The organism is Sorangium sp. So ce128, assembly GCF_051525245.1.
GTDB classification, from domain to species: Bacteria; Myxococcota_A; Polyangia; order Polyangiales; family Polyangiaceae; genus Sorangium; species Sorangium cellulosum_B.
Window position 1 is genome coordinate 8,078,223 of record NZ_CP150313.1, and the last position, 22,606, is coordinate 8,100,828.

21 protein-coding genes are annotated in these 22,606 nt (G+C 71.8%); 14 read left to right on the forward strand and 7 right to left on the reverse strand.

The window, feature by feature from the left end:
- Window positions 1-57 precede the first annotated feature (57 nt).
- The 3 genes from WME82_RS30490 to WME82_RS30500 are packed head-to-tail and all read left to right on the forward strand — an operon-like array spanning window position 58 to window position 4,680.
- Window positions 58-1,704 (forward strand): protein kinase domain-containing protein, encoded by a 1,647-nt coding sequence (locus WME82_RS30490; protein ID WP_438038189.1) that lies wholly within the window; start codon window positions 58-60, stop codon window positions 1,702-1,704.
- A gap of 5 nt (window positions 1,705-1,709) precedes the next feature.
- A complete protein-coding gene (locus WME82_RS30495) occupies window positions 1,710-2,867 on the forward strand; it encodes a tetratricopeptide repeat protein (RefSeq protein WP_438038190.1) in 1,158 nt (385 codons plus the stop codon).
- A 1-nt stretch (window position 2,868) separates the two neighbouring features.
- Window positions 2,869-4,680 carry a hypothetical protein gene (locus WME82_RS30500; protein WP_438038191.1) on the forward strand — a complete coding sequence of 604 codons (1,812 nt, stop codon included), beginning with the start codon at window positions 2,869-2,871 and terminating at the stop codon, window positions 4,678-4,680.
- Between the two features lie 206 nt (window positions 4,681-4,886).
- Here the strand turns inward: WME82_RS30500 and WME82_RS30505 are convergent, their stop codons facing one another.
- Together WME82_RS30505 and WME82_RS30510 are read right to left on the reverse strand one after the other, a co-directional pair.
- Entirely contained in the window at window positions 4,887-5,417 is a 531-nt protein-coding gene (locus tag WME82_RS30505; protein WP_438038192.1) for a hypothetical protein, read from the reverse strand.
- 491 nt (window positions 5,418-5,908) lie between these two features.
- A complete protein-coding gene (locus WME82_RS30510; protein ID WP_438038193.1) occupies window positions 5,909-6,574 on the reverse strand; it encodes a hypothetical protein in 666 nt (221 codons plus the stop codon).
- Window positions 6,575-7,361: 787 nt separating this feature from the next.
- Between WME82_RS30510 and urtA the strand changes: the two genes are divergently transcribed.
- From urtA to urtE, 5 genes are all read left to right on the forward strand, one after another.
- Window positions 7,362-8,663 carry an urea ABC transporter substrate-binding protein gene (gene urtA, locus WME82_RS30515; protein WP_438038194.1) on the forward strand — a complete coding sequence of 434 codons (1,302 nt, stop codon included), beginning with the start codon at window positions 7,362-7,364 and terminating at the stop codon, window positions 8,661-8,663.
- 133 nt (window positions 8,664-8,796) lie between these two features.
- Window positions 8,797-9,693 (forward strand): urea ABC transporter permease subunit UrtB, encoded by an 897-nt coding sequence (gene urtB / locus WME82_RS30520; protein WP_437740040.1) that lies wholly within the window; start codon window positions 8,797-8,799, stop codon window positions 9,691-9,693.
- A gap of 14 nt (window positions 9,694-9,707) precedes the next feature.
- Window positions 9,708-10,841, forward strand: coding sequence for an urea ABC transporter permease subunit UrtC (gene urtC / locus WME82_RS30525; RefSeq protein WP_438038195.1), 1,134 nt, complete (start codon window positions 9,708-9,710; stop codon window positions 10,839-10,841).
- Between the two features lie 117 nt (window positions 10,842-10,958).
- Complete coding sequence (urtD, locus tag WME82_RS30530; RefSeq protein ID WP_437740042.1) at window positions 10,959-11,786, forward strand: urea ABC transporter ATP-binding protein UrtD; 828 nt, start codon at window positions 10,959-10,961, stop codon at window positions 11,784-11,786.
- Between the two features lie 5 nt (window positions 11,787-11,791).
- On the forward strand, window positions 11,792-12,493 hold the full coding sequence (urtE, locus tag WME82_RS30535; protein ID WP_438038196.1) for an urea ABC transporter ATP-binding subunit UrtE: 702 nt from the start codon (window positions 11,792-11,794) through the stop codon (window positions 12,491-12,493).
- A 59-nt stretch (window positions 12,494-12,552) separates the two neighbouring features.
- Here urtE and WME82_RS30540 read toward each other — a convergent pair whose 3' ends face one another.
- The 5 genes from WME82_RS30540 to WME82_RS30560 all read right to left on the reverse strand — a co-directional run bounded on the left by WME82_RS30540 (window position 12,553) and on the right by WME82_RS30560 (window position 15,131).
- Window positions 12,553-12,861 (reverse strand): hypothetical protein, encoded by a 309-nt coding sequence (locus tag WME82_RS30540; protein ID WP_438038197.1) that lies wholly within the window; start codon window positions 12,859-12,861, stop codon window positions 12,553-12,555.
- A 106-nt stretch (window positions 12,862-12,967) separates the two neighbouring features.
- Window positions 12,968-13,456: a hypothetical protein gene (locus WME82_RS30545; protein ID WP_438038198.1), complete on the reverse strand. Its 489-nt coding sequence runs from the start codon at window positions 13,454-13,456 to the stop codon at window positions 12,968-12,970.
- Between the two features lie 467 nt (window positions 13,457-13,923).
- Window positions 13,924-14,355 carry a DUF4351 domain-containing protein gene (locus tag WME82_RS30550; RefSeq protein ID WP_438038199.1) on the reverse strand — a complete coding sequence of 144 codons (432 nt, stop codon included), beginning with the start codon at window positions 14,353-14,355 and terminating at the stop codon, window positions 13,924-13,926.
- Window positions 14,356-14,424: 69 nt separating this feature from the next.
- Entirely contained in the window at window positions 14,425-14,772 is a 348-nt protein-coding gene (locus tag WME82_RS30555; protein ID WP_438038200.1) for a hypothetical protein, read from the reverse strand.
- 173 nt (window positions 14,773-14,945) lie between these two features.
- Entirely contained in the window at window positions 14,946-15,131 is a 186-nt protein-coding gene (locus WME82_RS30560) for a hypothetical protein (protein WP_438038201.1), read from the reverse strand.
- Window positions 15,132-15,876: 745 nt separating this feature from the next.
- Between WME82_RS30560 and WME82_RS30565 the strand changes: the two genes are divergently transcribed.
- From WME82_RS30565 to WME82_RS30590, 6 genes are all read left to right on the forward strand, one after another.
- A complete protein-coding gene (locus WME82_RS30565) occupies window positions 15,877-16,662 on the forward strand; it encodes a formylglycine-generating enzyme family protein (RefSeq protein ID WP_438038202.1) in 786 nt (261 codons plus the stop codon).
- Between the two features lie 160 nt (window positions 16,663-16,822).
- Window positions 16,823-16,984 (forward strand): hypothetical protein, encoded by a 162-nt coding sequence (locus WME82_RS30570; RefSeq protein ID WP_438038203.1) that lies wholly within the window; start codon window positions 16,823-16,825, stop codon window positions 16,982-16,984.
- A 31-nt stretch (window positions 16,985-17,015) separates the two neighbouring features.
- Complete coding sequence (locus tag WME82_RS30575; RefSeq protein WP_438038204.1) at window positions 17,016-18,608, forward strand: serine/threonine-protein kinase; 1,593 nt, start codon at window positions 17,016-17,018, stop codon at window positions 18,606-18,608.
- 254 nt (window positions 18,609-18,862) lie between these two features.
- Window positions 18,863-19,927, forward strand: a complete 1,065-nt coding sequence (locus tag WME82_RS30580; protein WP_438038205.1) for a hypothetical protein — start codon at window positions 18,863-18,865, stop codon at window positions 19,925-19,927.
- Between the two features lie 83 nt (window positions 19,928-20,010).
- Window positions 20,011-20,526: a hypothetical protein gene (locus WME82_RS30585; RefSeq protein WP_438038206.1), complete on the forward strand. Its 516-nt coding sequence runs from the start codon at window positions 20,011-20,013 to the stop codon at window positions 20,524-20,526.
- An 874-nt stretch (window positions 20,527-21,400) separates the two neighbouring features.
- The gene (locus tag WME82_RS30590) at window positions 21,401-22,606 is read left to right on the forward strand and encodes a formylglycine-generating enzyme family protein (RefSeq protein ID WP_438038207.1); all 1,206 of its coding nucleotides are present in this window, start codon (window positions 21,401-21,403) and stop codon (window positions 22,604-22,606) included.

Consider the following 22,606-nt stretch of genomic DNA (forward strand, 5'->3'; position numbering starts at 1 on the left):
TCTGCAATCTCAGAGCGACGGAGTGGGGGGCGCGTGGTGAGCGATGAAGAAGGAGTGGTGCCCGTGCACTGCGGCGAGGTCATCGCAGACCGCTACCGGGTCGAGCGGCCTCTTGGCATCGGCGGGATGGGGGCCGTCGTCGCGGCGCGGCACCTGGCGCTGGGCGAGCTGGTGGCCGTCAAATTCATGCGGCCGGAGCACTGCGGCAACGCGGCGCTGCTGAGGCGGTTCCAGCGCGAGGCGCGCGGGATGTTCCGGATGAAGACGGAGCACGTGCCGCGGATCTACGACCTGGGCGCGCTCGCCCCGAGGCCGGGGATCGCGCTGCCGGTGCCGTACATCGTGATGGAGCACCTGTCGGGCAACGATCTCCGCTCGATCCTGGAGCGCCGCGGGCGGCTGCCGGTCGACGAGGCGGCGGAGTACGTCCGCCAGGCCTGCGTTGCCCTGACGGAGGCGCACGCGCTCGGGATGGTGCACCGGGACCTCAAGCCCGCGAACCTGTTCCTGACGTACCGGACCGACGGCACGCCGCTCCTCAAGGTGCTCGACTTCGGCGTCGCGAAGTTCATGAGCGCGAAGCCGGAGCACGACGGGCTCGAGATGACGACGGCGCGGTCGGTCATGGGCTCCCGCCGCTACATGGCGCCCGAGCAGATGCTGACGCCCAAGGACATCGATCTGCGCGCGGATCTGTGGGCGCTCGGGGTCGTGCTGTACCAGCTCGTGAGCGGCACGCTGCCGTTCGGCGCGGAGACGCTGGAGCAGTTCGTGCTGGTCGTGTCGGAGAAGGCGCCCCGGCCGCTCCGGAACGCGTGCGCCGATCTGCCCGAGGGGTTCGAGGAGATCGTGATGCGCTGCCTCGAGAAGGACCGGACGCGCCGCCCGGCCTCGGCCCGCGAGCTCGCCGCCGCGCTCGCGCCGTTCGCGCTGCGCGGAGCGCCCGACGCGACGCTGCCCACGGGGGTGCACCGGAGCCAACCGACGTTCACGTGGCTGGACGATGGGCCGCCCACGACCGCCGCGCGGCCGGCCGCGACCTCCGCTCGGCCGGCCGCGACCTCCGTTCGGCCGGCCGCGACCTCCGTTCGGCCGCCCACGACGTCCTCCGGGCCGGCCGAGACGAGGCGCGAGGGCCGCCGCCCCAGGCGAACCTGGCTGGCGGCCACGGCCGGCGCGGTCTCCGCGAGCGCCACGCTGGCCGCGATCCTGCTGTCGCCCGGGTGGCCGCGGGCAGCGGGATTGACCTGGGCCGACGGCGCCGGTGCCCAGCACCTCGCGGGCGTGCCGCAGGGGCTCGCCGCGGAGCCGAAGGGGAACGCGGTGGCAGCCAGGTCGTTCCAGGGGCCCGATGACGCGGCCGAAGGTGCGCTGCACGACGGCGCTGCCAGCGCGTGCGACGCGCCCCAGGCCGACGCCAGAGCCGCGCGCCCGGCCGCGCACAGCGGAGCCGGCGCCGTCCTGTCCACGAGGGCCGCGCCGCCCGCGCGGGCGAACGCGGGGAGTCCGCAGCGCGCGCTGGCGCGCGGGGTGCACACGTCCGGGTCCTCACCGGCGCCCGCCGCTGGCGCCGCGGTGCGGACGGCGGCGGATGCGCCGGCGCCCGTCCGGGGCGCGGCGGCGGGCGCGCCGTCTCTCGTGGCAGCGCCCGGCAGCGGCGCTGAAGCGGCGACGCCGGCGGGCGCGCCGGACAGCCCGTGGTGATCGCCATGCCCCGAGGAGCCCTGCCGAAGATCCCCTGCTGCTCGCGCCCGCGCGGGCTCGCTTCCGCCCTCGCGGCCGTGTCGCTGTCGCTCGCGCCGGCTGGCGGCCAGGCCGGCGAGCCCGGTTCGGCGCAGTCCGACACGGCACAGACGAGCCCCAATCTGGCACAGCCCAACCTGGGACAGCCCAGACCCAACCCGGGACAGCCGGGCGGGCACAAGGAGCAGGTGCTTGCGCTCTATCAGGCCGCGACGCGCCTGCTCGAGGCGGGCCGCATCGCCGAGGCGTGTGCCATGCTCGAGCAGGGCCGGACGCTCGATCCAACCGCCCTCAACCTCCTCCTGCGGCTCGGCGAGTGCCTCGCGCGCACAGGCAGGACCGCGGGCGCCTGGAACGTCTTCAGCGAGACCGCGGCCATCGCGAAGAGCGCGGGAGACCCCCGCGCCGCGCGCGCGACCGCGCTCGCGGCGGCGCTCGAGCCGCGGCTCTCGCGGATGGCGATCGCCGTGCCCCCCGGGAGCGCCGCGCCGGGGCTCGAGATCCGCCGCAACGGCGTGCTGCTCCTGCCCTCCCAGTGGGGACAGGCGCTCCCGGTCGACCCGGGGACGCACACGATCGAGGCGCAGGCGCCCGGCAGGAAGCGCTGGTCGGTCGAGCGCGTCGTCCCACCCGACGGCGCGGGCGTCGTCATCGACGTGCCCCTCCTCCTGGCGCAAGAGCCGCCCCCGCGCGCGCTCGCCGCCGCGCCGAAAGGCCAGAGGACGCAGGCGCCTCCCGTCCTGCCGCTCGACGACCGCGGAGGCGGCGCCGGGCGCGCGCAGCGCGTGATCGCGCTCGTGACCGGCGGCGCCGGCCTCGTCGGGCTCGGCCTTGGCGCCGTGTTCGGCGCCGAGGCGATCGCCCGCAGGGACGCCTCGAACCGCGGCCACTGCGACGCCCGGAGCCGCTGCGACGCCGTCGGGGTCTCGCTGCGCGAGGACGCGCAGGAGGCCGGCACCGCCTCGACGATCGCGTTCTCGACCGGCACCGCCGCGCTGCTCGCGGCCGGCCTGCTCCTCTGGACGGCCCCGCCCAGCGCCGCCGGCCCGCCCTCGCGCCGCGCCACGGCGGCGGCCGCCGCCGGCCCCGGCGGGTTCTCCCTCGTCGTGGGCGGGAGTTATTGACGTGGGCGCGCGCGGCACGACCGGGCTCGGCCTGCGGTTCACCCTCGTGGCGCTCGGCTGCGCCGGCTGCAACGCGCTGCTCGGGCTCGAGGACGGCATCCTCGTGGAGGAGGGCTGCGCGCCGCTCTCGACCATCGCCTGCTACAGCGGGCCGCCGGCGACCGAGGGGGTCGGCGCCTGCCAGACCGGCCTCATGCGGTGCAACGCCGCCGGCGACGGCTACGGCCCCTGCGAGGGCGAGGTGACGCCTGCGCCGGAGCGCTGCGGCAACGCGGCCGACGACGACTGCGACGGCGCGATCGACGAGGCGGACGGCGACGGCGGCCGGCCAGAGGATCCCGCGGCCGACGGCGGCAGCGCCGTCTGCGCCTGCGCCCCCGGGACCGTCGAGCCGTGCCCGTACGGAGGACCGCCGGGCACCGTGGGCGTCGGCGCGTGCCGCGCCGGCCGGCGGACGTGCGGGCTCGACAGCCGGTGGGGCGCCTGCGCCGGCGAGGTCACGCCGCGGATCGAGGACTGCAGCACGCCGGCCGACGACGACTGCAACGGCGGATGGGACTGCGGCGCGGTGCTCCCCGGCGGACCGCTCGGCGCCCTCCTCGGCGGCGCAGGCCAGGAGCGGGCGCGCGCGCTCGCGGCGGGCCCCGGGGGCTCCGCGATCCTGGGCGGCGAGTTCGCGGGCTCCCTCGATCTCGGCGCAGGGCAGTTCGCGACCGGCGCCGAGCAGGACATCTTCGTCGCGCGGCTCGATCCGGGCGGCACCGTGGCGTGGATACGTCGGTTCGTCACCGAGGGGCGAGGCTCGCTGCAGGCGCTCGCGGTGGATCTCGACGGCCATGTCGCGATCACGGGCGAGCTCGTGGGGAAGATGAACGACGTGGGGCTCACGGCCGACGCGCCGCTGGGGTTCGTGATCAAGCTGGACGACCTGGGCGAGCCGCAGTGGAGCGCGATGCTCCTCGGCAGGCCGCAGGACATCGCGGCCTCGGCGCGGGGCGAGTTCGTTGTCGTGTCGACGCTGATGGACCCCGGCGGGACCGACGTGGCGGTGGCCAAGCTCGACACGTCGGGCGAGCTCCTCTGGAGGCGGGAGTTCCGCGGCGCGGGGAACCAGGAGCCGACGGGTGTGGCGGTGGACCCGCGCGGGGATGTGGTCATGACAGGGACCTTCGACGGCGAGCTCCAGCTCGGCGACGACGCGCCCCGGCTCCTGTCCAGGGGGATGAGCGACGTGTTCCTGGCCAAGCTCGACGAGGGCGGCGAGCACGTCGCGTCGCTGGCCTTCGGAGACGGCCGCCTGCAGCGCGGCGGCGACATCGAGATCGGGCCGGGCGGCGAGATCGCGCTGAGCGGGACCTTCGACGGGATCCTCGATCTGGGCGGCGGCGAGCTGTTCTCGGAGGGGATGTCCGCGTTCGTGGCCGAGCTCGGGCCTGCGCGAGAGCACCGCTTCAGCCGGGCCTACCCCGCGGAGCGGCCGCCGCGCCTCGCGCTCGAGGCGGACGGCGGGCTCGTCCTGGCGGGCGACGTCGATGGCCCGACCCACCTCGGCGGGGGGCCGCTCGACGGCGCGGGCGGCGGCGGCGACATCGTCGTGGCGCGGTTCGACGCCGGGGGGCGCCACGTCTGGAGCAAGCGGCTCGGCCCGGGCGCCGGGAGCAGCGGCGGGCGCCGGTCCGCGGCGGGGGTCGCGTCGTTCGTGGACCGCGGCCACGCCCTGCTCGCCGGGACCGTGGAGGGCAGCGTGGACCTCGACGGCGCCACGGCGCAGTCGACCTGGTCCGACATCCTGGTGGTGCGGCTCTCGCCGTAGGGCGCCGGCGCTCCCTGGCAGGTTCGCACCCGGCAGGACCGCTCATCGCAGGGGGCCGCTCGACGCGCGCCCCTCGATGGTCGCCGGCAGGACGGTATGCGACAAAACAGGACAGGCGATCTCGTCGAGATCGCCTGTTCTGTCCGGCCGGCTCGGATCACCTCAGGATCGATGACGCACGACGCCGGCTCGGCGCCTGAGAGCCATCACTGGCAGGTGCCCAGGCACTCGAGGTACGGGAGGCACTCCGCATCGTCTTCGCAGGCGGCCGCGGCGGCCTCGATGCAGGCATCGTCCTCGGCGAGGTCATTCAGGCACGCCACGCAGTCGGCGTTGTTCGCATCCAGGTTGATGGTGCCGTCATCGTTGCAGACGTCGGTCGTGGCATCGGTGGTATCGCACACGCTGGCGCACGTGGCGTCAGCCGTGCAACCGCACGCCTCGAACCCGTGAATCCCGAGGGCCTCCAGCCCTTCCGCGTACGTCTCATCACAGCAGTCCAAGCACTCGTTCTCGGTCCCGGCGTCGGAGCACTCCTCGGCCCCGCCCGTGCCCGAGCCGCCCTCGCCCGTCCCGCCTGATCCGCCCTCGCCCGTGGTGGCCGACGACGTGGTGGTGGTCGAGCCCGAGGCGCCCGAGCCGCCGTCGCCGCTCGTGTCGCCATCACCGCTCGTGACCGTACAGGCCGCCATCATACCCACGCTGATCAGGATCGCTGCGAAACCAAAAGCTTTCATGAATCCACCTCCAGACGAGTAGGGTCGCGCCGCGCGGCTCGTAACTCGGCACTACACGTCGAGCGACGTCGCCGGGCCACGCTTCCTGTGCACTTCAACGCCACCGTCGGCGCCGGGCGCTGTTCCTACACCAGAATTTTACGTGATGGTATCTGCTTCGTGCCTACAGCTGCGCCTCTGCGCCCCAAGCGGTCGCGCGAGGAGCACGCATGTCTCTGCACAATGTGCGCGCAATCCACCGGGACAGATCGGTTGTCAGCAGTTTTGTGCAACAGGAGCAGACCCTAGCACAGGGCAGGTGCGGGAGATCAAGCGGCTCCGCGTGGATAACCTGCTCCAGGGGAACGCGCTGGGCATGCGGGCGACCTCAACGGCAACTGTGCGACAGGAGGCGCCCACCAGAGCTCGCTGGTGGCCTGTCGCGCTTCGAACGATCGAGATCTCGATGGAGCGGCGGCGAGCTCTCGGCCCTTTTGCTTGCGCGGGCGGTGTTACGAGCCGCCCGCGGCGCGCCGCATGGCGCAGTCGAGGTCGCCTTTGCAGGGGTCGCCCGCTGTACGCGCGCCGCCCGGGCTCGCCGGCGGCGCGGCGGTCGCCGGTCCACTGCTCTCCGCGGCGCGCTTCGCCGACGCCTTGCCCCCGGCTGCGGCGGCGGGTGGGGCCTTCGCCCCGCGCTCGCGCGCCTTGTCGCCCTTCTTCTTCTTGGCCGGAGGCGCCTCGGCGGGCGCGGCCGCGGCCTTGGCCTCCACCTTCGGCAGCTGCGCCAGCGCCGCGCTCGCCGCGTGCCGCACGCCGGGCTGCGCAGCCGCCTGGAGCGTCTCGCGCGGGGCGCCGAGCCACACCGCGCTGGCGACGAGCGCCGCCCCGAGGATGCCCGCGATTCCGTAGCGCACGCCCGCGGCCCGCCGCGCGCGCGGCGGGCGCAGGTCGATCGGGACCTCGGAGGGCACGGGCGTGAGATCCGGCGGCCTGAACGCCGGCAGCTCGGAAGGCACGCCGAACGGAAAGATCTCGAGGTAGCTGCTGCGCTCTCCGTCGCCTGCGGGGGACCCGTGGCTATCCTCCATCCCGGAGCTCCTCGCGCCGCGATCGGCCCGCGCGCCGCTCTTGGTGGAGGCGTCCTTCTCCACCGCGAGCAGCGCGCTCAGGGAGATCACCACCGAATTCTCGTCCCGCGGCCCGGCTGCGACGCCGTCCGGCGCCGCTCCGCCGCTCGTGGATCGGCCATCCGTCTCGCCGGGCAAATGATCCGTGCTTCTCATAGGCTCCACCCCGCCTGCCTTCCGTGTCGACCGAGCACAGGGCGCAGACAGCATCTATCAGTGTACTCGCCATTTACCGCTCTTGATACAAGTTTTTTACTGCACTGGAGAGCACACCTCCTCGCAACAGCTCGCCACAGCGCCGGAGCTCGCAGCGCTCGTGCGCGCAGCGGCCAGAGCCCCCCACACCGTGTCGGCTCAAGCGACATCGGGCGTGACGACCCCGGGCGAGGCCGCGCGTGCGCGCTCAACGACCCCACGCTCGACGCCCCGCGCGCCTCGCCCTCGCCCTCGCGTGCGGTGCATCACAGCGGAGCCGTAACCGGGGCGAAAACTCGAGCGGAACGAGAACAACGATGGATCGCTCGACGCGCTTTGTGGCCAGAAATCCAAACGGCCTGCGGAAAACGCACGGCGCCTGCCGGCCGGGCGACATTTCACGTCGACGAAACCTCTACGAAACATGCCACTCGGCATAAGGCCTTTCACCACGACGTCGTGTGGCTGGCCCTTGTCCGGGGACCGCGTTCTGCTGTGCAGGGCGGCCATCGGGTGTGTCCAGCCGGGAGTCTTCACTGGCCGGCTCCCGAACTCCCAACGGCTCTTGTGCAGTCGAATCGCCGCGCCGCGTCGATGCAGGGCATTGGACGCGCCCTCGGCACCCAAGGAGGATGCGTTGAATATGTACACGTCTGGGTTGGACGTTGAGGATCGGCCGGCGGCGGGCACCTCTCGGCGTCGGGCGCTCTGCGTCGCGATGGCGGCGCTCGCCGGCGCGGCCCTGCTCTCTGCCTGCGGCAAGGCGAACGACGAGGCTCCGGCGCCCGGGACGGCGCCCGTGGCGCCCGCCTCGGACAGCGGCTCCATCAAGGTCGGCGTGCTCCACTCGCTGAGCGGCACCATGTCGATCAGCGAGGTGGCCGTGAAGGACGCGACGCTGCTCGCCATCGAGGAGATCAACAAGGCGGGCGGCGTGCTCGGCAAGCAGCTCGTGCCCGTGGTCGAGGACGGCGCCAGCGACTGGCCCACGTTCAACGAGAAGGCCAGGAAGCTCGTGCAGCAGGACGCCGTGGCGGTCGTGTTCGGCGGCTGGACCAGCGCCAGCCGCAAGGCGATGCTGCCCTCGTTCGAGGAGCTGAACGGCCTGCTCTTCTACCCGGTCCAGTACGAGGGGCTGGAGCAGTCGCCCAACATCTTCTACACCGGCGCCGAGCCGAGCCAGCAGATCGTCCCCGCGGTCGACTACCTGCTCGAGAAGGGCAAGAAGCGCATTTACCTGCTCGGCTCCGACTACGTCTTTCCGCGCACGGCCAACAAGATCATCAAGGCGCAGCTCGCGGCGAAGGGCGGTGAGCTCGCCGGCGAGGAGTACCTGCCGCTCGGCGGGACCGAGGTCAGCACGATCATCACCAAGATCAGCGCGGCCAAGCCGGACGCGATCTTCAACACGCTGAACGGCGACAGCAACGTGGCGTTCTTCAAGCAGTTCAAGGACGCCGGCTACACCGCCGACAAGCTGCCGGTCCTCTCGGTGAGCGTCGCCGAGGAGGAGGTGCGCGGCATCGGCGCCGAGAACATCGCCGGACACCTCGTCTCGTGGAACTACTACCAGACCACGGACACCCCCGAGAACAAGAAGTTCGTCGACGCGTACAAGGCCAAATACGGCGCCACGCGCGTCACGGACGACCCCATCGAGGCCGGCTACTTCGGGGTCTACCTGTGGAAGATGGCCGTCGAGAAGGCGAAGTCGACCGAGGTCGCCAAGGTGAAGGAGGCCGTGAAGGCCGGAGGCATCGAGTACAACGCGCCCGAGGGCCTGGTCCGGCTCGACGGGAAGAACCAGCACACCTGGAAGACGGTCCGCATCGGCGCGGTCCGGAAGGACGGCCTCATCGACGAGGTGTGGAGCTCGGGCAAGCCGGTCCAGCCGGATCCGTACCTGAGCGCGTATCCCTGGGCGAAGGAGCTGGCCGCGAAGTAGCGGGGGCGAGCGCGAAGCCTGAAGCCCGGACCACGGAGCCGCGGAGGGCGCGGGGCCTCGTCAGGATGCCCTCCGCGCCTCCGCGGCCCGAACCTCACTGTGCGCGGCGTCTCGATCGGTTGGGTGCTCTAGAATGAACGAAGTTCTCCTCCACGCCTTCAACGGCCTGAGCCTGGGCTCGATCCTCCTGCTCATCTCGATGGGCCTCGCGTTCTCCTTCGGGCTCATGAACGTGATCAACATGGCCCACGGCGAGTTCATCATGGCGGGGGCCTACACGACGTACGTCATCGGGCACCACGTCGCGCCGCTCGTCGGGGGGACCGAGGCCGGGCTCTGGTTCCTGCTCGCGCTGCCGGCCTCGTTCCTCGTGGCCGGCGTGCTCGGGCTCGTGCTCGAGCTCTCGATCGTTCGCTTCCTGTACGGCAGGCCGCTCGACACGCTCCTCGCCACGTGGGGTGTCGGGCTCGTGCTGCAGCAGGCCGCGCGGAGCCTGTTCGGCGCGTCCAACGTGCAGGTCTCGAGCCCGTCGTGGCTGAGCGGCGGCGTGGCGCTCTCGGGCGGCGCGCAGCTGCCTTACAAGCGGGTCTTCCTCATCGCGCTCGTGATCGCGTGCATCGCCGCGGTCTACACGTACCTGCACCGCTCCGCGGGCGGCAGGCGGCTGCGGGCCGTCATGCAGAACCGCGAGATGGCCTCGTGCCTCGGCGTCCGCGCGCGCCGGGTCGACGCCGCGACGTTCGCGCTCGGCGCCGGGCTCGCCGGGATCGCCGGGTGCGCGCTGACGCAGCTCGGCTCGATCGGGCCGTCGCTCGGGACGAACTACATCGTCGACGCCTTCATGGTGGTCATCCTCGGGGGCCTCGGGCGGCTGCCTGGCACGGTGGTGGCCGCGCTCGTGATCGGCGTCGCGAACACGCTGCTCGAGCTCTCGACGACGGCGTCGCTCGGCAAGGCGCTCGTGTTCGCGCTGGTGATCGCCTTCTTGCAGTGGCGTCCGACAGGCCTGCTCGCCCTGCGCACACGATAGGAGAGGACATGGACATGGCCCCTCGAGACTCTGCCCTTCGCAATTTCGTCTGGACCTGGGGAGCGCCGCTCGCCGTGGCGCTGCCGCTCCTCGTCGCGCCGCTCGTGCTCTCCGATTTCCGCCTGAACCTGCTCGGCAAGTTCCTCACGTACGCCATCGTCGCCCTGGGGCTCGATCTCATCTGGGGCTATGGCGGGATGCTGAGCCTCGGGCAGGGGCTCTTCTTCGGCCTCGGTGGCTACGCGATGGCGATGTACCTGAAGCTGGAGACGTCCGGCTCGCGCCTGCCCGATTTCATGAGCTGGAGCGGCCTCGAGGCGCTGCCGATCTTCTGGGAGCCGTTCCGCTCGCCGGTCGTGGCCCTCTGCGCCGTCGTCCTCCTGCCGATGGCGGTCGCGTCCGCGGTGGGTTATCTCGTCTTCCGGAGCCGCGTCCAGGGGGTGTATTTCTCGCTGATCACCCAGGGGCTGACGCTGATCGCGTCGATCCTCTTCATCGGCCAGCAGGCGGTGACGGGCGGCACGAACGGGATCACGAACCTGAAGACGATCTTCGGCTTCGCGCGGGGGGCAGCCGGGACGCAGACGGTGCTCTATTTCGTGACGCTCTTCTGCCTCGGGGCGCTCTACCTCCTGTGCCGGAAGCTCACCCAGTCGCGCTTCGGGCGCCTGCTCGTGGCGATGCGGGACGACGAGAACCGGGTGCGCTTCCTCGGCTACAACCCGGTCACGCTGAAGACGCTGGTGTTCGCGCTGTCGGCGGGCATGGCGGGCATCGCGGGCGCGCTGTTCGTCTGCCAGGTCGGCCTCATCTCGCCCTCCTCGATGGGCGTGATCCCGTCGGTCGAGATGGTGACCTGGGTGGCTGTCGGCGGGCGCGGCACGCTGATCGGCGCGGTCGTCGGGGCGATCCTGGTCAGCCTGGGCAAGAGCGCGCTGAGCGAGTCGTACCCCGAGGTGTGGCAGCTCGGCTTCGGCGCGCTCTTCGCGGCGTCGGTCATGCTGCTCCCGAAGGGCGTCTCGGGCTTCCTGCAGCGGCACGCCGCGAAGCTCTCGCGCCGCGACACGGGCGGCGCGGCGGGGCCGGCGAGCGGGGATGAGGTCGATTCGGCGGCGGGCCCAGAGGCGCCGGCGACGACCGGTCGCTGAGGGGGAGGCGCGGAGATGAGCGGAAGCGAGCACGGAATCGAGCGCGGAATCGAGCGCGGAATCGAGCGCGGAATCGAGCGCGGAATCGAACGCAGAGACGAGGAGAGGAGCAGCGCGATGAGCCGCGGCAACATCGTCGAGGTCCAGCGGGTGACGGTGAGCTTCGACGGCTTCAAGGTGCTGGACGAGCTCGACTTTTCCATCCAGCGCGGGGAGCTCCGGTTCCTGATCGGGCCGAACGGCGCGGGGAAGACGACGCTGCTCGACATCCTGACCGGCAAGACGAAGCCGTCGAGCGGACGTGTGGTGTTCCACGGAGGTGGGGAGTCCGGACAGGAGGCCGTGGAGGTGAATCGCCTGCCGGAGCACGCCCTTGTGCGGCTCGGGATCGGCCGGAAGTTCCAGACGCCCGCGGTGTTCGGGAGCCTCACGGTGCTCGAGAACCTGGAGGCGGCGATGGGCTTCCGGGAGAGCGCGCCGGGGCTGCTCCGCGGGCTGTCAGCGCCGCAGGAGAGGGAGATCGCCGAGACGCTCGATCGCGTCGGGCTCCGGCGGCGCGCGGACGTGCGGGCCGCGGTGCTCGCGCACGGAGAGCGGCAATGGCTGGAGATCGGCATGCTGCTCGTGCAGCAGCCGAAGCTGCTCCTGCTCGACGAGCCGGTGGCGGGGATGACCCGGCGCGAGCGCGACCGCACGGGGGAGCTCGTCCAGGAGATCGCGAAGCAGCGGTCGGTGCTGGTGGTGGAGCACGACATGGAGTTCGTGCGGCGCTACGCGAGCACGGTGACGGTGCTGCACGCCGGCAGGCGGCTGTGCGAGGGGCCGGTCGAGGAGGTCCAGGGCAACGCGCAGGTGATCGAGGTCTACCTCGGGCGGGCGCACGACGCGGGGCGCGCGCGGGGCGGGGCCAAGGAGCCGGCCGAGGCTCAGGCGGAGGAGCGGTAGCGAGCATGCTGGTTGTCGAGGATCTCGCGGTCTATTACGAGGAGAGCTGCATCCTGTCGCAGGTCAGCCTGGACGTCGCGCCAGGGCGGGTGTCGTGCCTGCTGGGCCGCAACGGGGTCGGCAAGACGACGTTGCTCAAGGCGATCATGGGCGTGCTGAAGCCAAGGCGCGGCAAGGTGACGCTCGACGGGTCGGACCTCACGGCGAGGTCGCCGAGCGACAGGGCGCGCGCGGGGATAGGCTATGTGCCGCAGGGGCGAGGGATCTTCCCCTACCTGACGGTGCGAGAGAACCTGCTCATGGGCTTCGAGGCGAAGAGCGATCCGACGCCTAGCCCGGCGGCGCTGGAAGAGATGATGGAGATGTTCCCCATCCTCAGGAAGTTTCACGCGCGGGCGGCAGGGACGCTGAGCGGCGGGCAGCAACAGCAGCTCTCCCTCGCGCGCGTGCTGCTGAGGAAGCCGAAGCTGCTCTTGCTCGACGAGCCGACGGAGGGGATCCAGCCGTCGATCATGCAGGAGATCGGGGAGGTGATAAAGGGGCTCGGACAGAAGGGGGATATGGCGATCCTGCTCGTGGAGCAGTTCCTGGACTTCGCGCTCTCGACGGCGAGCGAGTACTTCATCATGGATAACGGCGGGATCGTGCGGCGGGGGAGCGTGGCGGAGTTCGACGACGAGATCGCGAGGGAGTTTCTGGCGGTGTGACGGGATTGCCAAACGGCCCGGCCCAGGGAGAGGGAGTCCGCGGCGGGGCGCACCCAGATCTACACCAATGCGTCGTCTGCGCTCGTCGCCGTCACCGCCTGGTCGAGCCATCGCTCGAGCGTGGCCAGCTCGGAACAGGCATCAATCTGAGCCTCGAGCGGCGCGCTGAGCGCAAGCCCACGCCGCGCCAAGACCCTGCGCAGCGCCGCGCGCGCTCCGATAAGCTGGCCCCTCTCGATCGCATGCTCGATGAGCAACTTCTTGCCCTCCGGGCTGTGGGCGAGCAGGAACCGGAGAATCCACCGCCTGCGCGCCTCGATCTCCGGGTCGTCGGAGCGAGCGAACCGCCGAAGCAAGTCGTCGCTCACCCCCGCTGATATCGGCATATGTTGTACGTGCGGATCACCCATTCCACATCCCGCCGCGGTGCCACCCACCGGGCGAGCTCGTCGAGGGCCTGTCCTGAGCGAGCGATCAGGAACGGCACCAGCTCGTCGCGCAGCGGCAGCTCGTGGGCCGCGATCCAGAGGAACTGAAAACGGCGAGGGTCCGACCCGGTAACAGCCCGGGGCGAACTTCTCCAGCGTCCGGACGGAGTGCTGCACGACGGCAGGTGGGGACCGACGACCCAGATCGGCTCCTCGCCATCCAGGGCGGCTCGCGCTCCTCGATGCGCTCGATCTCGCGCGCCAGCCTGCGCAGCGTCGCGCGCTTGATCTCCCCGATGCCGACGTGGTCGCCGGCCATCTTGATCTCGACGAGCACCTCGTCGTGGTCGCACGCCGCCGGCCAGAGCGGGGCGAGGGGAACGAGGCCCTCGGGCCGCAGCACGCGGAGATAACCGTCGGCCTGGACACGCTCGAGTCGCACCTCGAGCGGCCGGTGCCATGCGGCGGAGCCGGCGGTGACGCGCGGGGTGTCCTCGGCGAAGGTCAGCTTCGCGAACCCGTCAAGCTTGCCCACGGCGGCCTTGATATCAACTCACCGACGGCGACGCACTTCAAATAAGCGATCTGCACGGCAGATAAAGAGAGATGAATTCGCAACCCTGTGCGCAAGAGCGTGAGAGCGGGTAACCCGACCCCGGCGCCGCGGGCGACACGTCACGCTCGGTCGGAGCGGCCGCGGAGCGACAGCGCTCAAGAGCAGCACGACGGTAGGCCTCGGTGAGGCGGACGCCGTCGAGCAGGCCAAGGCACTGCGCAGCAGCCTGGGTGTGCCGTCCCTGCTCTCGTCCGTTCTCAGCTGCGGGATCCCATCGGATCATGCCAACGGCATCGGGGTCCGGTGCGCGAGGACGCCGTCACCAGCCGACAGGGCGATCGCGGCGCGTGACACGTTCCGCCCTCGCGGTGCGCTGCACGCTTCCCTGGACCGAGCCGGCGCGCCGGCGGTATCGCCTTGTCAGGCGATATCCCCAGCAGCGGTCCTCAGCTCGGCTCGTCGAGCACTTCGGCGAGGGACTTCGCGCTGAGCACCCGCTCGGCCCACTGCTCGAGCACGGCGATCTCGGCCCCCTCGACCCGGGCGACGGCGGCATCCGGCAGCTCGCCGAAGCGAGCTCGCAGCTGCCGCAGCAGGATGGCACGCTCTCCTTCGTGGCGTCCCTGCGCGACGTACTTCTTGGCGAAATCGCTCTGGTATTCGTAGCCCTTCACCATCGCCTCCAGGGCCCGCCGGGCCGTATCGTCCAGGGAATTTAGCACGAGATCGCCGTAGAACCTGGCCCTGTCCTCATCGAGCTCGCGGATGGCGGGCAGGACGGCGGCGGCGATGTTCGCGCCCTGCTCGCCCGCGCCATGCGCGAGGGCGGAGAGCACGCCCAGCTCGGGGCGCCGGGCCGCCTCGGCCGTGTCCGTCACGATCGGAACCGCCTCATGCCCCAGCACGGGCGGTCGCAGGACGAAGCCCGGAATGCCGGTCTCGATGGGCTATGCGCACCAGGCAGCGACGTCGGGGTCGGGAGCGACGACGAGCAGGCCGGCCGGGCATCGGTGAATGGCGCGCGCGCCCATGGTGTACTCGGGCCAGGTGAAGCGCTTTCGAGGATCGATGGCGAGCTGGACCTCGACGATGAGCACCGAGACGGGGAGGTCGTCGCCGAGCAAGAGGACGACGACGTCGGCGCGGTACTCGGCAGGCTGGATCTGGGTGAGATCGTTCGAGGTGGAGCGCGCTCCGGAATGCGGCGGCAGCGGGACGCCCAGCACCTCGACGAGGAGCTCAGCGGCAAGCGACGGGCGGTTCTTGAAGAGATCGACGAGGATCTCGTGGTCCATGGACGGCATCGTGCGGTGGCTCGCAGGTGCTTGAGTTCCGAGAGCGCGCGGGGTCTCGCCGGCGAAGGTCTCGCTTCGCAAACCGCATCCCGATGGCGCGTGGAGGAGTTGATATCAGCGCTCCGGGAGGAGCGCACTCGAAATATCGACGTTGAGCAGCATGAATAGAGACATCATGATGGCGACCTGCGCGTAATGCCGTGAGTCTGCGCGCCCTGCTGCCCCCTCTCCTCATCGAGGTCGCGGAGGGCGGGCGGCACGGCTGCGGCGATCGCGGCGCCCTGCTCGCCAGCGCCGTGCGCGAGGGCGGAGAGGACGGCGAACTCGGTGCGTCGTGCCGCCGCGTCGGTGTCCGTCACGCTCGAAACCACCTGCCGCCCCAGCACGGGCGTGCGCGGGTCGAGCGTGCGGCGGCGCAGCAGGGCAAGAGGGGGAGGACGCGCGTGGGTGGACAGCGGAAGCGTGTCAGCAGTAGGACGAGGCATGGCGAAGCGGACGGGCGCGAGATGGCTGTGGGCGGCGTGGGCGGCGACGGCGGGCGGCTGTGCGCTGGTGGCGGGGCTGGAGGACGGTTATTACGTGCAAAAAGAAGGAAGTGGCGGGAGCGGAACCGGAGGCGAAGCCGGCGCCGAAGGGGAGGCTGGAGGCGGGATGGGAGGCGCCGGGGGAGCTGGAGGCGGGATGGGAGGCGCCGGGGGAGCTGGAGGCGGGATGGGAGGCGCCGGGGGAGCTGGAGGCGGGATGGGAGGCGCCGGGGGAGCTGGAGGCGGGATGGGAGGCGCCGGGGGAGCTGGAGGCGGGATGGGAGGCGCCGGGGGAACTGGAGGCGGGGACGGTTGTACGCCGGCCGGGAAGGAGTGCGTCAGGCAGACCTGCGTCGACGGGAAGTGCGTTGGGGAGTGCGGCCCGGAGGACGTGCGTTGCTCGGAGGAGAATCGCCCGCAGCGGTGCGGAGAGCGCGGGGCGTGGGCGGACGCCGAGCCGTGTGGTGCGGCTGCGCCCGTCTGCAGTCGAGGGGCATGCGTGACGCCGCCGAGCTGTGTCGGCCTGGCCCAGACGTGCGGTCGTGACAGCAACGAGAGCTGTTGCGCGACGGGGGAGGCGGTGCCCACGGGCAAGTTCAACCGGAGCAACGACACCGCGTATCCAGCGACGGTGAGCGGATTCCTGCTGGATCGGTTCGAGGTGACGGTGGGTCGCTTCCGGAAGTTCGTGGAGGCGTATCCCGGGAGCAAGCCTGGGGCGGGAGCGGGAGCGCACCCGAAGAACATCGCAGGGTGGGACGCGGCGTGGGACAGCAGCCTGCCCGCGGATGCTGCGGCATTGAAGGCCGCGGTGAAGTGCAACTCGACCTACCGGACCTGGACGGATGTAGCAGCGGAGAACGAGCATCTTCCGATGAACTGCCTGAGCTGGTACGTGGCGTTCGCGTTCTGCGCGTGGGACGGAGGCCGACTGCCGACGGAGGCGGAGTGGAACTACGCGGCAGCGGGAGGGGGAGGAGCAGACGGTCAGCGGGAGTATCCGTGGTCGAAGCCGCCGAGCTCGACGACGATCGACAGCATGTACGCGGGATATGAGTGCGGGCCTGACGGCTCGTGCGCATTCAGCGACATCCAAGCGGTGGGGTCGAAGTCGCCGAAAGGGGATGGCAAGTGGGGTCAGGCGGACCTGTCCGGGAGCCTGTGGGAGTGGGTCTTGGATTGGTACAAGGACCCGTACGACTCGCAATGCGATGATTGTGCCAATTTAGCATCTACCTCGTCCCGGGTGCTCCGGGGCGGGAGCTGGGGCTATGGTGCGTCGTACCTGCTCTCTTCCCGCCGCGGCTACGACGTCCCGTCGGGCCGCGGCGGCGGCGTCGGGGCCCGGTGCACGAGGACGCCGTAGCAACATGGCACAAGTATCGCTTACATGTATCATTTCCCTTGAAACTTGATCCTTGAACCCTTGATCAAGCAAGGCTCCCCACCGATGTCGGGCGATAGCAGCCGCAACGCAGGGAGCCGGGGGTCCGGGGACGGAGCCCCCGGCCCCCGCTGCAGCGCCGGTGATCGCCGTCCGCATGGAAGCGCTGCTCGCCTGGGTCGCCGAGCGCGTCGCCAAGTTCCCCCGCGACCACCGCTTCACCGTCGGCGACCGCCTTCTCCATGCCTGCCTCGACGTCACCGAGCACCTCGTCGAGGCCTCATACCGGCTCCCGTCCCCTTGACGCCGCCCGCCCGGCGCGTGAGCCTCCTCTCGTGTCGGTCATCCTTGCGGAGGGGACGGTCTTCGCGCGCCGCTACCGCGTCGAGCGCCTCATCGCCGCCGGCGCGATGGGGGCCGTCCACGAGGTGATTCACCTCGAGACCGAGCGCCGCCGCGCGCTCAAGGTCATGCACGCTCACCTCTTCCAGAGCGAGCAGATGCGCGCCCGCTTCAAGCAAGAGGCGCGCATCGCGGCCAAGGTCGAGAGCGAGCACATCGTCGATGTCTTCGACGCGGGCGTCGACGAGGCGACCGGCATGCCGTTCCTGGTCATGGAGCTGCTCCGCGGCGAGGAGCTCGGCGAGCGCATCAAGCGCGCCGGCCGCCTGCCGCCCGCCGAGGCCGTCACCTATCTCTACCAGACCGCGCTGGCCCTCGACCGTACCCACGCGGCGAGCATCGTGCACCGCGACCTCAAGCCCGCGAACCTCTTCCTGTCGCAGCGCGAGGACGGCTCGGTCCGCGTGAAGATCCTCGACTTCGGCATCGCCAAGCTCGTCGCCGAGGGCGCGACCGCGGCGGGCACCACGAGCAGCCTCGGCACGCCGCTCTACATGCCCCCCGAGCAGTTCCACGGCCGCGCGAGGCTCACAGGCGCCGCGGACGTCTTCGCGCTCGGCATGATGGCCTATACGCTGCTCGTGGGCACCTCGTACTGGGATCCCGAGGCGAGCAGCGTCGACGGCGTGTTCGCATTCGCGATGATCGCCGTCTTCGGTCCGCAAGAGCCGCCGGTGCAGCGGGCGCGCTCGATGGGCGTGACGCTGCCGCCGGCCTTCGACACGTGGTTTGCCCGGGCCACGGCGGTCAATCCCGCGGCGCGGTTCCAGCGGGCCACGGAGGCGGTGCGGGCCCTCGGCGACGTGCTCGGCGTCCCGGCGGGCGGCAGCCGGGCGACGTTCCCGAGCGCGCCGTCCTGGCCCGGAACCGCCCCCGCCACCGCGGCGGTCGCCCCCGCCCTCTTCACGGCCGAGCCGGCCCCGGCGGCGGCGGCGAGCGCGGGCCCGGAGCGCGACGCGCGCTCGTCCGGTCCGGCGCACGTGGGGAGCTCGACCGGCGCCGCGGTGTCCGGCATGCTGTCCATGCCGTCGAGACCGAGCCGCGCCCCGCTCGCCGCGGGGCTTTCGGGGCTGGGGCTCCTCGTGCTGCTGGGCGGCGGCTGGGTCGCGCTGCGCGCCAGCCGCGGCGGCGAGCCAGCGGCGGCTGCCGGCACGACGGCCGCGGCGGCTGCCGTCACGACGGCCGCGGCGGCGTCGGAGACGACGTTGGCAGCGCCCGGGCCGACCCTCACGCCCGCGCCCGAGCCGACCCTCGCGCAGGCGCCCGTGCCGGCCGCCGCGGCGCCGGAACCGACCGCCGCAGCGACGCCTCCTCCCCCCTCGGCGACGGCGCCGCGCGCGCCGTCCACGGCGGTGGTGCAAGCCTCCACGGCCCCCGCGCCGACAACGCTCCGCCCGGGCGCGCCGCCACGGGAGCCCGCGGCCAAGCCATCGGCATCGGGGCCCAGGCCGCCCTCGGGCGCCAAGAAGCCGCCCGCGCCGCAACAAACGACATCCACCTCCCCCTCCCCGTACGGCCGGTATTGAGCTGCACCTCCGCGGCAGCGCCGGCTCGCGCCCTGCACGCGATCTCCGCCTCGGTGGCAACGCCGGCTCACCCCCTGCGCGCCGAGCGTGTCCTCGTCAGCGAGCGGTTCAAGCGCCGTCATGAAGGCGCAGCGCCCCGTTCCCCTCTCCTTCCCCTCCTTCCCACCTCTCCGCCGTCGTGCTCCAATCCGCCCGCCCACCGCGCCTGTGACCGCGCGTCTCTCGCTCTCTCCTCACCCGCCGAGTGCCAGCGCATGCCCCCTCGTCTCCGCCGCTCCGCCCCTCTCCTCGCCGCCCTCGGCGTGCTCTCCCTCTCGGCTCCTGCGGCGGCGCAGGACATCGCCGCTGCCGAGGCGCTCTTCGAGCGGGGGCTCGCCGACATGCAGGCAGGCCGTTACGAGACGGGCTGCAAGGCCCTCGCCGAGAGCGAGCGCATCGACCCTCAGCCCGGCACGCTCTTCACGCTGGCGTCCTGCGAGGCCCGATGGGGCCGCATCGCCACGGCGGTCGCGCGCTTCAAGGACTACCTGGCGCGTTTCGATCGGATGAAGCCGGCCGAGCAGGCCCGTCAAGGCGAGCGGCCAAAGCTCGCGATGGAGGAGCGCGACCGGCTCTCGCCCCAGATTCCGAGGCTCGCGCTCTCCTTGCCGCCGGGTGCGCCGGCAGGCACCGTGGTCCGGCGCGACGGGTCCGTGCTGGGCGAGGCCGCGCTGGGCGTCGCGCTGCCGGTCGACCCCGGAGATCACCGGGTGTCGATCCAGGCGCCGGGAGAGCCCGTCCGGGAACAACACGTCACGATCGCGGCGGGCGAGACGAAGGAGCTCACGCTGGCGCTGAAGGACGCGCCGGCCGCCCAGGCCCCCGCGTCCCCTCCGACGTCCCCGGCACCCGCGATCGTGCCGGCGCCCGCGCCGGCCCCGCCGGGCGCGCCGGAGGTTCCCGCAGGCCGCCGAACGGCTCTCTATCTGGCGGGCGGGCTCGGCGCGGCAGGCCTCGTGCTGGGCGGCATCACCGGCGCGATCGTGCTCGGCAAGAAGGACACCATCGACGAGCACTGCGGCAGCGGGATCCAGGCCGCGGACCCGAAGGCATGCGACACGACAGGGCGCGACGCCGGGAACAGCGCGAACATGCTGGCCACGGTGAGCACGATCGGGTTCGCGGTGGGCCTGGTCGGGGCCGGGACGGCGCTCGTCCTGTACCTCACCGAGCCGAAGACCGCGCCACCGGCGGTCACCGCGAGCCCGAGGTGGATCAGCGCAGGCGTGCTGGAGGCAGGGCCGAAAGGGGCCATGTTCGGCGCGCGAGGGCGCTTCTGACGCCGACGATAGCGCGTTCGTAAGAGCAGTTCCTGGGGAGCTGGACGGCCTCTTCGTCCACAGGCCAGCCGGACTGGCGCACGTTGTGGAACGGCGCCGCCTCCCGCGGCCCACCCGGCGTCCGTCAGCGCGATCGTCGCCGACATCCAGCGGGCAAGCGCCCCGGCGACGACGCCGAGGACACCGTCCGGCTCGTCGCGCTGTTTCGCCGGCACTGGCCGGCGATCAAGGGCCAGACGCCCGTCAAGGAGGCCTACCTGGACGAGGCCGAGGCTGACGCGACCGAGCCGCTCGCGCGCCTCGACGCTGGTGAGACCTCCGCCAAGGGATCTCCGCGCGATCTCCGGCAGCGGGCGTATACCCACTGGCTCTCTGCCTACGTCGAGCACCTCCACCTCGGCCGCTACTTGGAGCGGGACGACCCCGCCGCCGCGGAGCGCTGCCCGGCCGTCTCCGCCGAGCGCGGCACATCCGCGCGCCAGCCCCAAACCGCCCCCGCGCCGCCGGCCGCTGCGCCCGAAGCCTCGCCTGCGCCCGCGCCCGCCGCGGCGCCGCCGGCGGCTTCGGCGCAGGAAGGCGGCGGCCCAGCGCCCGTCTGAACCCACGCCGCCCCGGAGCCGGCCCGGCAGCCGGCGCGAGCCCGCGGTGGATCAGCGCAGGCGTGCTGGGGGCAGGGCCGGCGGGGGCAGTCCTTGGCGCGCAAGGGAGCTTCTGACGCTGGCGAACGTGAACGGAGCTGGGAAACGCTACCGCCAGCAGGCTCCTGGCGCCGATCAGGAGTGGACGCAGCCACTCTTCTCGCATCGTCGGGACGCAGTCGTACCCGTAGGCCCCCTGGCGGAAGCGTGAATGGTGCGACGCTTACCGTGTTCACCTTGAGAAACCGGTCGAGATCCGCCTCCTCGGCAGCAGCCCCAAGCAACGTCGGAAATGCGTTCGCGATGGCAGCGAGCAGCAAGCGATCACGCCGCTGGGCATCATGGATGTGCGTGGCCGAAAGCCCCATACCAAAACGCAGATCCTTCGATCTGCGTCGACAGCGCCGGAGCTGGCTCTCGTGAGGGGCAAGCTTGATCGAATTCGTCGCGCGAGTCGTCATGATGTCGCTCCGACCAACGGGAAACGCGCTAGGCTCGCTGGTCGCCTCCTACCGAGACGACTCCGGTCAGCGACGACGACCTCTCACTCGACAGGCATAATTTCTCGCTTCGAGCCTACTTGAAGCTCAAGATCTCGATCTCCGTGACGCCCAACCGTCAAACTCCGCCACAGATGTGAGGGATCCCTCAGCGGGGAGGCTGCAGGTCTGCCGCAAGGGGCGGCCGTCGTTACGCCGACCCGCTCGTTCCAGAAGAGTGAAGAGCGTCGAGCGCGGCCATACCGCTGGAGGCCGCGCAGCCGCGCGCGTCGCCGGGTAAGATCGCGGGCGCGCGCCGCGGTGGACAGCGCGGGGAGAGTGGCCAAAGAGGAGATATGAAGAGCAAGCGCACGCGTCGGTGGTGGTGGTGGGCGGCATCGGCCTTCATGGCAAGCGGCTGCACGGCGATACTGGGGCTGGACAAGGACTATCACCCGTTCGAAGGCGCAGGCGGCGACACCGTCTCCGGCGGAGGCGACGCAAGCTCGGGCCGCGGCGGCGCCGGCAATGGCAGCGGCGGCGGCGGCGGCGCCGGCGAGTGCACGCGCGGCGACGCGCGGTGCTCGGACAACCGGCTAGAGCGGTGCAACGACCGCGGTCAGTGGGACGCCCCGGAGCCGTGTCCTGCGGAGGCGCCCGTGTGCAGCGGAGGGACGTGCACGACGCCCCCGAGCTGCGAAGGGCTGCCATCGACGTGCGGGCCGGGAGAAAGCGAGAGCTGCTGCGCGAGCGCGGTGGTGCCCGGGGGGACATTCGACCGCGGCAACGATGCTGCATATCCAGCGACGGTGAGCGACTTCCGGCTGGATCGCTTCGAGGTGACGGTGGGGAGGTTCCGGAAGTTCGTCGAGGCGTACCCCGGCAGCCAGCCCGCGGCCGACGCGGGAGCGCGCCCGGGCATCCAGGGGAGCGGGTGGAACCCGGCCTGGAACAGCGAGCTGCCCCCGGACGCGGCGGCGCTGCGAGCAGCGGTGATGTGCAATCCGGACAACGCGGACATGCGGACGTGGACGGAGGAGGCGGGCGCCCAGGAGCACCTGCCGATGAACTGCGTGAGCTGGTATGTCGCCTTCGCGTTCTGCGCGTGGGACGGGGGCCGGTTCCCGACAGAAGCCGAGTGGAACTACGCGGCGGCCGGCGGGGACGAGCAGCGGCAGTATCCGTGGTCGAATCCGCCGGAGTCGACGACCATCGACGCGAGCTACGCCTCCTACGATTGCAGGGAGAGCGCGGCGCCCGGCTGCACATTCCAGAGCGACTTCAGCGACATCGCGCACGTCGGATCCCGCTCGCCGAAGGGCGACGGGCGGTGGACGCAGGCGGATCTCGGCGGGAGCATGCGGGAGTGGGTGCTGGATGGGTACGGGACCTATCCGGCAGAATGCGTCGACTGCGCCAGCCTGACGGACACCTCGAAGCGGGTGGTCCGCGGCGGGAGCAGCTTCGGCACGCCGAGCTATCTGCTGACGTCGGAGCGGGTCAGCGTCGCGCCGTCGGCGCCCTATTACAGCCTCGGCGTGCGGTGCGCGAGGACGCCGTAG

What these genes read in the sequence shown, in the direction of transcription:
- WME82_RS30495 (WP_438038190.1), top strand. Translation starts at nt 1,710, where the DNA reads ATGCCCCGAGGAGCCCTGCCGAAGATCCCCTGCTGCTCGCGCCCGCGC.
- WME82_RS30505 (WP_438038192.1), bottom strand. Translation starts at nt 5,417, where the DNA reads ATGAAAGCTTTTGGTTTCGCAGCGATCCTGATCAGCGTGGGTATGATG.
- urtB (WP_437740040.1), top strand. Translation starts at nt 8,797, where the DNA reads ATGAACGAAGTTCTCCTCCACGCCTTCAACGGCCTGAGCCTGGGCTCG.
- WME82_RS30580 (WP_438038205.1), top strand. Translation starts at nt 18,863, where the DNA reads ATGCCCCCTCGTCTCCGCCGCTCCGCCCCTCTCCTCGCCGCCCTCGGC.
- urtD (WP_437740042.1), top strand. Translation starts at nt 10,959, where the DNA reads ATGAGCCGCGGCAACATCGTCGAGGTCCAGCGGGTGACGGTGAGCTTC.
- WME82_RS30590 (WP_438038207.1), top strand. Translation starts at nt 21,401, where the DNA reads ATGAAGAGCAAGCGCACGCGTCGGTGGTGGTGGTGGGCGGCATCGGCC.
- urtC (WP_438038195.1), top strand. Translation starts at nt 9,708, where the DNA reads ATGGCCCCTCGAGACTCTGCCCTTCGCAATTTCGTCTGGACCTGGGGA.
- urtE (WP_438038196.1), top strand. Translation starts at nt 11,792, where the DNA reads ATGCTGGTTGTCGAGGATCTCGCGGTCTATTACGAGGAGAGCTGCATC.
- WME82_RS30555 (WP_438038200.1), bottom strand. Translation starts at nt 14,772, where the DNA reads ATGGACCACGAGATCCTCGTCGATCTCTTCAAGAACCGCCCGTCGCTT.
- urtA (WP_438038194.1), top strand. Translation starts at nt 7,362, where the DNA reads ATGTACACGTCTGGGTTGGACGTTGAGGATCGGCCGGCGGCGGGCACC.